The organism is Olivibacter sp. SDN3 (genome assembly GCF_014334135.1).
Taxonomy (GTDB): domain Bacteria; phylum Bacteroidota; class Bacteroidia; order Sphingobacteriales; family Sphingobacteriaceae; genus Olivibacter.
Map to the genome: position 1 here is coordinate 3,525,949 of NZ_CP060497.1, position 12,599 is coordinate 3,538,547.

13 protein-coding genes are annotated in these 12,599 nt (G+C 38.3%); 7 read left to right on the forward strand and 6 right to left on the reverse strand.

Features of this window, described 5'->3' with window-relative positions; translation table 11 throughout:
* Nucleotides 1-14: 14 nt before the first annotated feature.
* Together H8S90_RS14605 and H8S90_RS14610 are read left to right on the forward strand one after the other, a co-directional pair.
* Nucleotides 15-647, forward strand: a complete 633-nt coding sequence (locus tag H8S90_RS14605; RefSeq protein WP_187338597.1) for a nitroreductase family protein — start codon at nt 15-17, stop codon at nt 645-647.
* 290 nt (nt 648-937) lie between these two features.
* A complete protein-coding gene (locus tag H8S90_RS14610) occupies nt 938-2,752 on the forward strand; it encodes a hypothetical protein (protein ID WP_187338598.1) in 1,815 nt (604 codons plus the stop codon).
* On the opposite strand, the gene H8S90_RS14615 is transcribed toward H8S90_RS14610, so the two are convergent.
* Entirely contained in the window at nt 2,709-4,652 is a 1,944-nt protein-coding gene (locus tag H8S90_RS14615; protein ID WP_187338599.1) for a TlpA disulfide reductase family protein, read from the reverse strand. The two genes, H8S90_RS14610 and H8S90_RS14615, sit on opposite strands and share 44 nt — an antisense overlap.
* A 173-nt stretch (nt 4,653-4,825) precedes the next feature.
* Here H8S90_RS14615 and H8S90_RS14620 point away from each other — a divergent pair, with 173 nt between their 5' ends.
* From H8S90_RS14620 to H8S90_RS14630, 3 genes are all read left to right on the forward strand, one after another.
* On the forward strand, nt 4,826-5,203 hold the full coding sequence (locus H8S90_RS14620) for a DUF1304 domain-containing protein (RefSeq protein WP_187338600.1): 378 nt from the start codon (nt 4,826-4,828) through the stop codon (nt 5,201-5,203).
* A 324-nt stretch (nt 5,204-5,527) separates the two neighbouring features.
* On the forward strand, nt 5,528-6,379 hold the full coding sequence (locus tag H8S90_RS14625; protein WP_187338601.1) for a GNAT family N-acetyltransferase: 852 nt from the start codon (nt 5,528-5,530) through the stop codon (nt 6,377-6,379).
* A 215-nt stretch (nt 6,380-6,594) separates the two neighbouring features.
* Nucleotides 6,595-7,005, forward strand: a complete 411-nt coding sequence (locus H8S90_RS14630; protein ID WP_187338602.1) for a molybdenum cofactor biosynthesis protein MoaE — start codon at nt 6,595-6,597, stop codon at nt 7,003-7,005.
* A gap of 99 nt (nt 7,006-7,104) precedes the next feature.
* On the opposite strand, the gene H8S90_RS14635 is transcribed toward H8S90_RS14630, so the two are convergent.
* Both H8S90_RS14635 and H8S90_RS14640 read right to left on the reverse strand, forming a co-directional pair.
* Entirely contained in the window at nt 7,105-7,482 is a 378-nt protein-coding gene (locus tag H8S90_RS14635; protein WP_187338603.1) for a hypothetical protein, read from the reverse strand.
* A 176-nt stretch (nt 7,483-7,658) separates the two neighbouring features.
* The gene (locus H8S90_RS14640; protein ID WP_187338604.1) at nt 7,659-8,597 is read right to left on the reverse strand and encodes a DUF5996 family protein; all 939 of its coding nucleotides are present in this window, start codon (nt 8,595-8,597) and stop codon (nt 7,659-7,661) included.
* A gap of 228 nt (nt 8,598-8,825) precedes the next feature.
* Between H8S90_RS14640 and H8S90_RS14645 the strand changes: the two genes are divergently transcribed.
* Nucleotides 8,826-9,158, forward strand: a complete 333-nt coding sequence (locus tag H8S90_RS14645; protein ID WP_187338605.1) for an alpha/beta fold hydrolase — start codon at nt 8,826-8,828, stop codon at nt 9,156-9,158.
* An 11-nt stretch (nt 9,159-9,169) separates the two neighbouring features.
* Nucleotides 9,170-10,645, forward strand: a complete 1,476-nt coding sequence (locus tag H8S90_RS14650; protein WP_187338606.1) for a right-handed parallel beta-helix repeat-containing protein — start codon at nt 9,170-9,172, stop codon at nt 10,643-10,645.
* Nucleotides 10,646-10,671: 26 nt separating this feature from the next.
* Here H8S90_RS14650 and H8S90_RS14655 read toward each other — a convergent pair whose 3' ends face one another.
* The 3 genes from H8S90_RS14655 to H8S90_RS14665 all read right to left on the reverse strand — a co-directional run bounded on the left by H8S90_RS14655 (nt 10,672) and on the right by H8S90_RS14665 (nt 12,015).
* Nucleotides 10,672-10,881, reverse strand: a complete 210-nt coding sequence (locus tag H8S90_RS14655) for a hypothetical protein (protein WP_187338607.1) — start codon at nt 10,879-10,881, stop codon at nt 10,672-10,674.
* 176 nt (nt 10,882-11,057) lie between these two features.
* Nucleotides 11,058-11,633 (reverse strand): class I SAM-dependent methyltransferase, encoded by a 576-nt coding sequence (locus H8S90_RS14660; RefSeq protein ID WP_187338608.1) that lies wholly within the window; start codon nt 11,631-11,633, stop codon nt 11,058-11,060.
* Nucleotides 11,634-11,748: 115 nt separating this feature from the next.
* Nucleotides 11,749-12,015: a hypothetical protein gene (locus tag H8S90_RS14665; RefSeq protein ID WP_187338609.1), complete on the reverse strand. Its 267-nt coding sequence runs from the start codon at nt 12,013-12,015 to the stop codon at nt 11,749-11,751.
* Nucleotides 12,016-12,599 lie beyond the last annotated feature (584 nt).

Below are 12,599 nucleotides of genomic sequence, written 5' to 3' on the forward strand. Positions count from 1 at the left end.
GAATTGAAATACATATGCAACTATTAGAAGCACTAAATTGGCGATATGCCACGAAAAAGATGAACGGGCAGCCCGTTCCACAGGAAAAAGTAGATAAAATACTGGAAGCAGCATACCTTGCACCGACCTCGTCGGGTTTGCAGCCATTCAAGATCATCATTGTTACGGATCCTGAAATGAAAAGTAAAATAAAGGAAATTGCGAACGGGCAGAGCCAGATTACAGACGGGTCGCATATACTGATATTTGCTGCGTGGGATAACTATACCGAAGAGCGGATAATCAAGATTCGTCGACTATTGGAGACCGAAAGAGGGCTTCCCGAAGGAGCGTTTGCTGGTTATTATGATCAACTAGCTTCAATTTATACGGTACGGCCCGCCGCACAGAACTTTGAACACGCAGCGCGTCAAGCTTATATTGCTTTTGGCCTCGCCATTGCTGCCGCGGCAGAACTGGAGGTAGATGCCACTCCTATGGAGGGTTTCGACAACACCGCTTTGGATGAATTGCTTCAATTGCCTCAACAGGGACTCAAAAGTGTTACCATCCTGCCGTTAGGTTACCGTGATGTGGAGAACGATTGGTTGGTAAATCAGAAAAAGGTGCGTACACCCAAAGAAGAGTTCTTTTTGAATATTGCTTAATAAATTTTACATTGTACTTTAATGGCCTTTAGGTGAACACGTAGCCTAAAGGCCATTTTCTTTGTAAGATCGTATTAAAAGATTTTACTGATTACCCGCACGTTTTCACATGCCGCTTGGTTAAAAACGCCTACATCACTAGATCTTTGTATATACAAAACATCTACAAGATGAGTATATACTGGGGTGTTAATGAAAAGGAATAATTAAATTTGCATAATTTTTTTTACAGGTACGAAAGCTTTTTAAGATTTTTGATACTTCCATTATGTCGGTATAGGTTAACGTGTATGAAGAATAGGATAAGCATAGTATATTTAATGTTGTTACTGCTGAACGCCATGTATGTTTCGGCACAACATATAAGTGATCAAACTGCGTATACGCTTGAAAGGATAGAAAAACTATTGCTGAAGAACCAATCCCTAGATGCACTGGATAGTCTTGAAAACGCCATCGCCGTACAACAAAAGTGTTCCGATGATCTAGCTTATCTCTATGCGTACCAAAGTGGTATTTACATCTCATTAGACAGTCTTCTTTTGAGTAAAAGGGCTTTAGACCTAAGTATGGAAAACGCGGCTAAGGCAAAGAGCAATGAAGCCAAGGCAGTCGCTTATCGTGCCAAAGCCTTTCTCAACAACTATCTCAATTCACCTGACGAAGTGGTAAAAGACGCCATTCAGGGACTGAAATATCTTGGTGAAAGCAATAAGGATCTGATTACAAAATACTTTCTGAACTACCTGCTATATAGCGCCTACAGCAAATGGAACGACGAGAAAAAAATGGAAAATTACATCCGTCAGTGTGAAAAATATGCTGTTCTTGCCAAAAACGATAATCTATTGGCCAATGTCAACAATGGGCTTTCAAGTATGTTTTTAGCTAGATATAGAGCGGCCAAGAAAAGGGATGACATAGATAGCAGTTTCCATTACCTCGAAAAATCATTTGCCATTCATACTCAAAGTCCAGAGAACGTAAGCGCAACGACTTTCGTGATCACCTGTATCAATTTAGCCAATTATTTTCTGGAATTTTCCGATAATAATCTCTTGGAACGGAAGAAAAAGGCCTTTTTCTATCTTGCTCATGCCGAAGAAGAACTCAAGAACAATAGTGTAAATGCCGATAAATGGGTAAGTATTTTTGGTATAAAAAGTGATTTTGCATTAAAGGAAAATAATATACCGCTCGCTGAGCAATATTTATTGCAAGGGTTAACACTTATCCAGCAAAATAACAATACATTTTTTAAACAAGAATATACCGTCTATAAACATCTCGCTGATATCGCTGTAAAAAAAGGCGACCTTCAGTCTGCCCTCAATTATCAACGTAAGGCTGAGAACTCCCTCAAACAAACCTTCGATCAGCTACAGATATTTAATGCCCAGAAACTCGAAATACAATACGAAACCGAGAAGAAAAACCAGCAACTAAAGTTATTAAACGAGAGGGCGGAGCTGAGAAAACAACAGACATATCTGTATGGGGGAATTGCTTTGGCACTGGTAATAGGGCTAGGATTCATGTTTCTTTCCTATCATTTTAAATTGAGATATTCCATAGAGCGAGAGAAAAAACTTGCGCAGGAAAAAGAAGACGCAGAGCGCAGTGCAGCTATGCAGATGCAACTTGAAAAAGAAGAGCAGGCACGTTTAAAGGCAGAGCAGGAGCTTCTCGAACTCCAACGGCAACAACTCCAAAAAGAGGCGTTGGCCAATTCATTGATCATCGAACACAAAAATGATATGTTTAAGCAGATCCAAACGAAATTAAAAGAAGGTGATGCCAGAAACATCCAAAAACTTCTAAAAGAAGAAATGTTGATGAACACTGATTTTGAAGATATCCGATGGCAAATACAGCAATTGCACCCGAATTTTTTTCATCAACTGAGCGAAAAGGCTGTACAGAAACTTACACCTCTCGATTTAAAATATTGTGCTTACATCCATTTACAAATGTCTACGAAACAAATTGCCCAAGTACTACATGTGGAAGCGCAGAGTGTAAGAATGTTTAAATATCGCCTCAAGCAGAAATTTGGATTATCTAAGGAAAGTAACCTGGAAATATTCCTGCAAGACCCTCGTTAACTTGATCCCTTAGCAGATCAACCATCAATGAAATTTTCTTTAACTCTTCATCCGGTGAACCAGAATAGCCTATAGCTTTGAAGCGAATTTGCCCACTTTGATCAATAACAAATTTGGTTGGAATGCCATTTACCTCAAAAGCGGTAACAATGTCAAATTTGCCTTTCTGTCCTTCAGTATCCATCAGTACGTTAAAAGTATAACTATGGTCGGTAATAAATCTACGCACAGCTGCATCTCGTTCTTTGATGCGCTCCCAGGTGTTGATGAAGAGAAACTCAACGTCTTCGTCTTCTCGATATTTGTTTACAGCCATTTGCATTGCAGGAAAAGACTGTTTGCAGGGACCGCACCAAGTTGCCCAGAAATCAACAACAACGATTTTACCTTTTAATGATTCCAGTGATACCAGCTCTCCAGCAAGATTGACCAATGAGAATAATGGAGCATCTTGCTGTATCATTTGTTCCCGTAATTCTTTTCGGGCAGCAACGAGGTACTTTTCGTGAAGCTCGTCCAGGTGCGCTGCCCAAGAGCTGCTGTCTGCTCCGGCTTGTTTTAGATATACCTCCTTGAAATAATTAACTAACTCTTCATTACTTTTCCCTGCTATAATGGCTTTTTCCGCAAAATCTGGAATCTGGTCAAACTTACCTGTCTTATAAAGGTACATGACATAACGTTCATTGCCTTCGGTGTCTACCAAACCACCGTCCATAGCTTGTTCTTGATAACGTAAAGCGTCAGCATATTCACCTTGATGGTAACGTATAAGTGCATAAGTGTCGGCACAAACCTTAAGATTACGTGCCGCCCGATTTTTTTGTTGTTCGGTGCTCGCTGTATTTCCCGATTCTTTGTCGGCAATGATTCTTTCAAGAAGTTGTATAGATTGTGCCGACAGCCGCTCAGCAAAGGCTATATCTTCATTTTTTTCCGCTAATGGCCAAGCAATAGCATTATATAGCATCGCTCGTTCGTCTAGATAACTTATGCGTTCTGCATATTTTTCGAAATCTTCAAGTTCTCCTGCTTTATATGCTGAGTGAGCGAGATCGGCATGTATATAATCCTGAGTTTTTCCTTTTCGGGTTTCAGAGAACCTGTCATCCATAAGCTCTTGATACAGTGCTTCTTTATCTGTAAATTGTTCTGCTTTATGCAACGTATCCTCTTTCTTCCTATAAGCAGTATTACCATATGGGAAGCGTTCGAGCGTTAACATTTCTATTTCGTTGGCCTTTGTTTCATCTTCCAGGACATATTCGTAAGCCGTGAATACCTGCATTAGCTCCTTCTCTTTTGCCGTACTATCCGCCATAATGGTTTTTTTTGCGTCATCCACTAGAGTTTTAGCTTCTCGCTTGCGATTAAGATCTCGCAAAGCTTGTGCCTTGTTCATTGTAAAAGATAGTCGGTTTTTTGGGTATGCTATAATTTCTTCGTCAATAAGCTCCAGCCCCTTTTTTACGTTTTGAGGTATACCAAGCAAAAAGTCACCCAAATCGGTGGTGTAAAGCATCCCTTCAATTCCAGTTGCATAAGGCACGCTCACATCTCCTTCATGTATGGGAGCGTAAGCACCCCTACGCTTATCATTGGTATCTTCAATAGAAATCACAAAAAAACTAGTGGCTTCGGATACCACAAAGCCTCCTGTGATTTTTCCGTTTTCCTGATTCGTTGTAAGTTGCTCCTGTTTTCTGTTTTCTGGATCTTCAAAATAGCAAAGTAACACGCGTTGTATCTCGATACTGTCTGGTAACTGATATTCAAAACTAACACTGTCACCAACCTGTGGTTTTTCAGGTGAAATTTTAACTTCCGACAAGTATTGTGCGCTGATATTGTGCACTTGGAAAAATAATAGCGATAGGGCGAGGAGGAGTTGCGATTTCATAATTTTTATTTTATAATATTTCAACTAAACGGTAGGATATAAAACTAACAATTTGCATAAGTACAAAGTTTAAAATTTTTTAACAGGTATATATTTGTTTATCGGTTTGCTAAAAAAATAGAAATAATTCTCCTTAATTTGTTTAGTTTTATGCTATATCTCATTCAATAGCTATGGAAGGAAGTTTTGAAATCATTGCTAAGATCGCGATCGTTCTTATTGCGCTTGAACACGTGTACATCTTATGGATAGAAATGTTTGCTTGGGAAACTGCCGGTAAAAAAACCTTCAGGAGTTTACCTGATCATATTTTTAAACCTACAAAAGGGTTGGCCGCCAATCAAGGCCTATACAATGGGTTTCTTGCTGCGGGACTAATATGGTCAATATTTATCGCTGATGCTCAATGGCAACGCAACGTAGCTGTCTTTTTTTTAAGCTGTATAGTAATAGCTGGTATATACGGTGCTGTTACGGCATCGAAAGACATATTTTTCAAGCAGGGTCTACCAGCCGCTGTCACGTTAGTCTTGGTGCTGTTTACTAGCTAATTTCTACTTCCACGTTCTGAAAATTTGTTTATTCTTTATCTATAATGAATCTTTTTGAATAGTGAAAAGAATTGTGTTTATAAATACATAAATTTTTTCATAATAAAAGACTTTCAATTAGCATGCTAATTGAATTCCTTATTGCTGTTTTTAGAAAATGAATCATTCATATTAATAGCTAATGAATTGCCGATTTGGTTTGAAATTATTAAAAACCATAAATTTAGTGGCACCATCTATTATGTAATATCTAACCGGCATAGTAAGATATTAAAATGACAATTACTCGATTTTAGCCCCAGATGAATGATAACACATGGAGGTATGAATATAAGTACATTAGAACATATTGAACCAACAGCAATCGTAAGTACTTTTAACTCGGCTTTCTCTGATTATTTTGTTCCATTGCGATTAACCTTAGAGCAGCTGGAAACAAAAATTAAAGCAGACAAAATTGCATTAAATTATTCGGTCGGAGTATTCGATCATGGGGAACTAGTTGCTTTTATTTTACATGGTAGGGATTTTCTTGACGGCAGACAGACCGTATATAACGGTGGGACAGGAGTTATTCCAGATAAAAGAGGAATGGGTTTGGTAAAACAGATGTATAACTTTTTGTTTCCAAAACTTAAGGAAAATAGGGTTGAAGTTTTGTATTTAGAAGTTATTTCAAAAAATACACAAGCCATTAAATCGTACGAAAGATCAGGTTTTAAGATTGTTAGAAAATTGGCATGCTATAGAGGCGAAATTAAGCATCTAAATATAGCAACGCGCTCCGATGTAGAAATTAAAGAATTGAACGTGTATAACTGGGAGCTGATGAAATCATTCTGGGACTTTACGCCTACTTGGCAAAATGCTGCGCATGTGCTTGAAGGTATGAAGGAGGAGAATATATCAATTGGTGCATATATCCACAGTTGTTTAGTGGCCTATGTAATTTATAATCCAAGTTCCAAAAGAATTCAACAGATTGCTGTTGACAAAAAGTATAGGCGGAAAAATATCGGCACATACTTAATAAAGAGGCTAACCGAACAAGACGAGCGGTTAATGTCAATTATTAACGTCGAAAAAACCTCTGTCCCGATACATCTCTTTCTTTCTAAAATTGGTTTAGAACATTTTCTAGATCAATATGAAATGAAATTGGATTTTTATAAATGATTCAATCCGAAAATCAATTGATCTTTTCACGTTAATGCATAAATGCTGTTAGCTATTATTATCCGACATCATGATTTCTTTTAACATAAGACGAAAAAAATGATGGATCAAGAAAACTGGAGGAAGAAAATATTTTGTTAAAAAAACGAATGAGCAAAAGCTATTGGAAAAATTTCAAAACTATTACCTTTGGCCTTACTTAAGATCATCGAAAAATGAAGCAGATATTTCAACAAGGGGCTATCATTCCATCTTTTATAACAGACAGTTTAGCCAAACATGCCGCCAAAACTAGTATCGGCGCCCATAGCATTTTTCTCGATCAGGTTCGTGTCGAAAAAACTGGGGCAGTCGAAACAGCAGCCATCGAATACAAAGCCAATGAAGAGGTAGCCTTAGAAAAGATGCATGCTATTCGGGAAGAAACTTTTGCTAAATTTAAGCTTACCTGCATGCATGTCCACCATAGCCTTGGCGTAGTCTATCCCGGTGAAATAACGCTATTCGTTTTCACTTCTTCTGCTCATCGAAGAGATGCCATCGATGCATGTAATGAACTGGTGGAAAGGATAAAAAATGAGCTCCCCATCTCCAGTAAGGAGCTGACCGTAGCATCGAACAGTTGAGTAGTGCATTATCCTGGCATTAACCGCTATACAGATGACAATGAGGTGTCTTTTCATCTGTAATGCCTGGACAAAAGATGCAATTTGTCAACAATATTGCTAATTTGTTTTCATAAGATCCCGTGAGCAATAAGTGTCTATTGGCTGTGGCATAGGAGCAACTTGGAGGCAAGGGACTACCGCTTGGCAGGTAGTGAAATCGCCGGATACGTCAAGGTAAAAGGAAATTGAAGAACCCGTATTTATTTCATCCGGGCAATTGGATATGCCAATGATATTGGGGTACTCCTGCTGGTTAATAGTGCGGGTGCCGCCAATATTGGCATTGGTAACCCGTACGATAGCTGTACTTGGACAGTATTTTGCCACAACTTCTCCTCTGTAAAGCCTGTTGCTATTTAAATCGTCCTTTTTACAAGCTAAAATTAACAGATTAAAAAGACAGCAAGCGGCAATAACACGTTTTGTGATATTCATAATTGGTAAAGATTGGTTAATTAATTTATAAGACTGGGAAAAGAACAAAAACGCTACATATTTTATAGCTTATTTCAAGCTATCAGTACGTCACTTATTAATAATGTAATGCCATTTTCAAAAAAAGACAAGTACTTGCTATGCCGTCAAGTAAATAGTTTTTTTAGATAGACTATTTATTTATCATGTGGCCCTTTAAATGCCAACGCTTCTTTATCCCAGTTGGCCGTATCGACCGTTGCGTCATAAGTGGATTGCAAAAACTGCATGAGCGTTTCTTCCGGGGCAGATGATTGCCTAACAGATTCATAAGGTAGTAAAAATTCTCCCATTTCTTTGCTGTAAAAAGCCTCTTTAGGCTTGACGGATTGTTGGCCATATTCCTCAGGTGTCGGATAGCAATAGGCATAGAAAGCCGGATGTGGAAAAGCATCATTCCCTGGCCAGAAACCTGCACTGGAGACCTCATGTGAGTATGCTTCCTGCATAATCTCTGGAGGTATATTAGGTACTCCCCCTTGGTGTTTAGGAGCTTCTCTACCCGAGAATCGGGTAACAGCCAGGTCGAAGGCTCCCCAGAATAAGTGAACGGGGCTGCATTTGCCTGCAAAGCGAGATCTGAACCTATTGAAAACGGTATCGATTCTTACAAAAGCTGTCCATAAGTTGTGTACCTGTTTTTTGTCATAAGACTTGTGGATTTCATCCTCATCAAAGGGTATGGCAGGGTTAACCTCATTAGGTTTTTTATAGATTTTAACTAGAATGTCCATCGATTTTAACTTTTCAAAAAGCTCGTCATAAAAAGAGGCAACGGTGCGTGCGTGTAATTCAACTTTATTGATTTCTCCTGTACTTGAGCTGATGATAAGCTGGTGATCAATAAAATCAAAATCAATCTGGAAAATACCGTTTTTATAGGGTATGCTACTGGTTGTTAATCCACGTGACGATATGTACAAAGACACATGCCACGAGTGATTTAACCAAGGCATATTCCGGAGTCTAATTTTTCCAACTATTTGAGTCCATAACTGAAGGGTTTCCACACTGGCTTTCAGTTCCTCAAATTTCAGTTCCGGCCATAATTGGAAGTTTAATGAATCTGTTCTCATGATATACGTTTTAAACTAAGTTAGTAATTAGGTATAACTGCGCTATTTATTTTCAACTATCCCTAATTGAAAAGATAACATTTCTGATTTACAATGGTTTATCATGTGATGATATTTTTTGTTATGATCTTTAATATGCCCAGTTCTGTCGCTTTTTTTTGCTAATTTTCGTTCAGGATATTAATATTAAATTCCTCTATGGAATTGTTTAATCCTTTTTCTATTTATATGGAATATTTATCAATCAGAGGTAGCAAGTATTTTTACGAAGACATGAACAGGCATCATCAAGAAGTGATACTCTTAATCCACGGCCATCCGTTTGACGACACTATGTGGGATTATCAGTTGGACGCTCTTAAAGATTACCGACTTATTTTACCCGACCCTAGAGGCTATGGGAAAACAGTGAGGGATGCGGGAAAAAATATTCATAGAGGAGCAGGCATTGGATTATGCAGATTTCTATTTTATAGCATTGCAGAACTTGCGTCCTATATTCGCACGGTGCTCTTTATTCTTAAACCATTTCGTATAATTGTCTTTTGTCGGGATAGCTAATATTTTATCATATGAGGCAGATTGTACCAGTATTGTTTTGGTTAGTCTTTTTTTGCATCTGTAGTAAAACTATTTTTGCAGATAACTACTATGTAAACGCGTACTATGGGGATGATTTGGCAGATGGAAAAAGTAAGGCGACGGCGTGGCGCAGTTTGGCGCGTGCAAGTCAGCACAGGTATCATCCCGGCGACTCATTGTTGCTACATGCTGCACAAATACATGAAGGTATATTAAAGGTTAAGGGAAGTGGAATAAAAAGTAAAACTATCACCCTATCCCGTTATGGTTCGGGTGATAATCCATTGTTACAAGGTAATGGCCAAGCATCTGCGACCTTACATTTACAGAATGTAGATGGCTGGGAAATAAAAAGCATTAAAGTTTCTAATTATGGGGCGGCGCGAGCTGCTGGCAGGACCGGAATTTGGTGGGAATTGAAAGACTACGGGGAGGCAAGCTACGCACGAATCGACAGTGTTGAGGTTTGCGATGTAAATGGAAGCTTGGTGAAGAAAGAAGGCGGCGGAGCGGGCATCATATTTAGTAATAGTGGCGAGGTAAAACCATCGCGTTTCTTGGAGATTGTTATTACCAATAATACGATTAAACGTACGGAGCGAAACGGCATACTGATTAATGGAAACTGGAGTAGAGACGCTTGGTTCCCTAATAAAAATGTACTGGTAAGTAATAACCACCTCGAAGGGGTGCCGGGTGATGGTATCGTTCCTATCGGTTGCGATGGGGCACTTATTGAATATAATGTTATGCGAGATTGTCCGCGATTATTGCCTGACACAGAAGCGGCAGCAGGAATATGGCCATGGAGTTGCGACAATACAATTATCCAATATAATGAAGTGAGCGATCACAAAGCGCCTTGGGATGCACAGGGTTTTGACTCGGACTGGAACTGCCGCAATACCATCATTCAGTATAATTATAGTCATGATAACGAGGGAGGTTTTCTGTTGATATGTAATGATGGGAATGTTGGCTCTCCAAACAGCGTGGGGAATACGGGTACAATAGTGCGTTATAATATCAGCGTTAACGATGGTCGTAGGCTTAAGGGAAAACATGCAGGGTTTTCTCCCATCATCCATATCCCCGGCCCGGTAAGGAATACAGCGATCTACAATAACCTTATTGTCGTTCCGGCCGAACGACCAAAAGATTCAGATAGCACAGTCATTGCATTTGATAATTGGGGCGGTTATGCTGATAGTACATTAATAACCCAAAATATTTTCTGCGCATTATCGCCGGTAGACTATGTTGCTGCTGAAGCAACTGCTATTAGTTATTCAGATAATGCTTATTTAGGTATACACCTCAATCCACCGGAAGATAAGGGAACCGTCCGATTGGAAAGCATTTTAGAATCACTGGATAGGGTAGAACATCCCGGAAGAAAAGTGTTAGATGACATACGCTCGTCAAAAGATTCGCTCGCAACCTTGAGAAATAATTCCTTCAACTGAAAGCGTTAAAAGCATCACTTTTTAAATCAATAATTCCGTCTTAGTTTAGTCTCTCCGTTGATTTTCCAAATAGCCAATCTGCTTTTTATCTGTAGGAAAATATAATTGAAAAATGAGAGTTTCCCGCCATTGTACTGCATTTTCAAGTTATGCTGTCTGTCGTTTTTATGTAGCTCGGAGTTTTTAAGACTGTCAATTCCAAATAATACCGATCGCTCAATAAATGTATTTTTCATAATATTGATTTTACTATAACGATTGACCGTATGACACAATGATACGAAAACAACCCGTCAATCAAAAAATTGTTTGAATTTATAAAATTAAATTTTTTTGAAAAATAAACCTAATAGTACTATAAAGCGTAAATAAAATATTTCATGAATTGAGAAAAGCCTTCACAACGGAAAATTCAGCTTATTCGATAGATTTTAATGAATGGTATAAAGGTGTTATACGATGTAATAATAGAACATCGGGTTTCTGCGAGAATTCCCTCCAGATAACCAAATTTTTGGTACGCCTTAAAATTTTTATAATGATTGGAGAATCGTTGGTCAAGCCACAACAGCGATTTATGCTGTAGTGTTTCCGGGCATGAAAAGCCACAAATTAAAATATTGTCCGATATCTCCTGCATTTTATTAAGTAGATAGATAGATTCGGCAACCGGTACAACATGAAAAAATAAGCTTGCAATAGAAAAATCGTAAGTTTCCGAATGCTTATAATTTGCTCCGAGGGCTTTACATAAAAATGCAATATTAGTGATGTTTTTCTGTTCCTTTTGTTTGATAGCGTTGTCTATTAACGTTTTTGATTTGTCTATACCCAGCCCATATTTAATTCGTGGAGAAAGTTTAAAAAGTAAGTCCCCATTTCCACATCCAAATTCAATTGCTGTAGCGTTTAGATCAATCAAATCCATTATTTGGTTTTTTATCGGTTCAAGATTATCAGTCGCCCTTAGCTTTAACCTTCTTTTCATTTAATTAATGAAATTAAACACAAGTCCCAACATAAACATTTACAAAAAAAGTCCAGATACAATATTTAATTCAGCTTCTTTTCTTTTGGCCAAGCAAACATCAGATCGGCCGTCTCTATCTCTTAAATTCAATATCCACAATACCACTATCGGCTTTCATAAAGATTACAAAAGGTAGTTCATCGGTCACATAGCGTACTGTCTGGTGGTTTATTGCGGTATCAATTAGGTTATTGTCTTGTGCATCAATTATCCATTCTGCTACCCGTTTAGGAGTCCATGAACCTGTGGAATTGATCTTTTCGATAACTTCAGGCGCCATATGGGAAACAATTATATACACGCGCTCTTCTTTCGTTTTTATTGCAAAAGGTTCTTTCATAGGCTCTTCATTTTTTAAGCAAAATCATGCACTTTGTTGCGGACAGCAGTTTATACCCTACTTCGACTTTTCTTATTCCCATGGGGAAATAGTGAAGGTAATTAAACATAAGCCCCCTCTTGATAAACGAATAACCCCGCCAAATTGCTAATCAGCGGGGCCATTACATTCAAACAAGCGTTTGATACTTAAAACGACAATTTATTAACAACTTGTATATAATATTGTTTTATTAATTTAGCACATTAATCTTCAGATTGGGTGCCCTTATTGCAAATGGAATCAAGTCTTTCCAGCCTGTATACCTTTGTTCATCAGGTAGCGGTCATCCATGTGTTTCGAAAAATTCAATGACCGAGGCGTCATATAAATGGTTTAGGTTCCGGTTTTTGGATCACAGGCTCGGTTATTTTGGTAATTTGCGGCCAGGTAGTCTTAATGCGGTAAATAATTTTTCATGGCTTAGGATATTTCCCCTATAAAAAGGTTCTCAACGGTGGGGGAGAGATCGATAAACGGCTTTAGCCCTCATGAATACCAATAAAAGCAGATACTTATGAATAATTCCTTTTATATGCAACGCC

Bases quoted from the DNA above. Each gene is read 5' to 3' on its own strand.
- H8S90_RS14640 (WP_187338604.1), bottom strand. From the start codon at position 8,597: ATGAGAACAGATTCATTAAACTTCCAATTATGGCCGGAACTGAAATTT.
- H8S90_RS14635 (WP_187338603.1), bottom strand. From the start codon at position 7,482: ATGAATATCACAAAACGTGTTATTGCCGCTTGCTGTCTTTTTAATCTG.
- H8S90_RS14615 (WP_187338599.1), bottom strand. From the start codon at position 4,652: ATGAAATCGCAACTCCTCCTCGCCCTATCGCTATTATTTTTCCAAGTG.
- H8S90_RS14655 (WP_187338607.1), bottom strand. From the start codon at position 10,881: ATGAAAAATACATTTATTGAGCGATCGGTATTATTTGGAATTGACAGT.
- H8S90_RS14605 (WP_187338597.1), top strand. From the start codon at position 15: ATGCAACTATTAGAAGCACTAAATTGGCGATATGCCACGAAAAAGATG.
- H8S90_RS14620 (WP_187338600.1), top strand. From the start codon at position 4,826: ATGGAAGGAAGTTTTGAAATCATTGCTAAGATCGCGATCGTTCTTATT.
- H8S90_RS14665 (WP_187338609.1), bottom strand. From the start codon at position 12,015: ATGAAAGAACCTTTTGCAATAAAAACGAAAGAAGAGCGCGTGTATATA.
- H8S90_RS14625 (WP_187338601.1), top strand. From the start codon at position 5,528: ATGAATATAAGTACATTAGAACATATTGAACCAACAGCAATCGTAAGT.
- H8S90_RS14610 (WP_187338598.1), top strand. From the start codon at position 938: ATGAAGAATAGGATAAGCATAGTATATTTAATGTTGTTACTGCTGAAC.
- H8S90_RS14650 (WP_187338606.1), top strand. From the start codon at position 9,170: ATGAGGCAGATTGTACCAGTATTGTTTTGGTTAGTCTTTTTTTGCATC.
- H8S90_RS14660 (WP_187338608.1), bottom strand. From the start codon at position 11,633: ATGAAAAGAAGGTTAAAGCTAAGGGCGACTGATAATCTTGAACCGATA.
- H8S90_RS14630 (WP_187338602.1), top strand. From the start codon at position 6,595: ATGAAGCAGATATTTCAACAAGGGGCTATCATTCCATCTTTTATAACA.
- H8S90_RS14645 (WP_187338605.1), top strand. From the start codon at position 8,826: ATGGAATATTTATCAATCAGAGGTAGCAAGTATTTTTACGAAGACATG.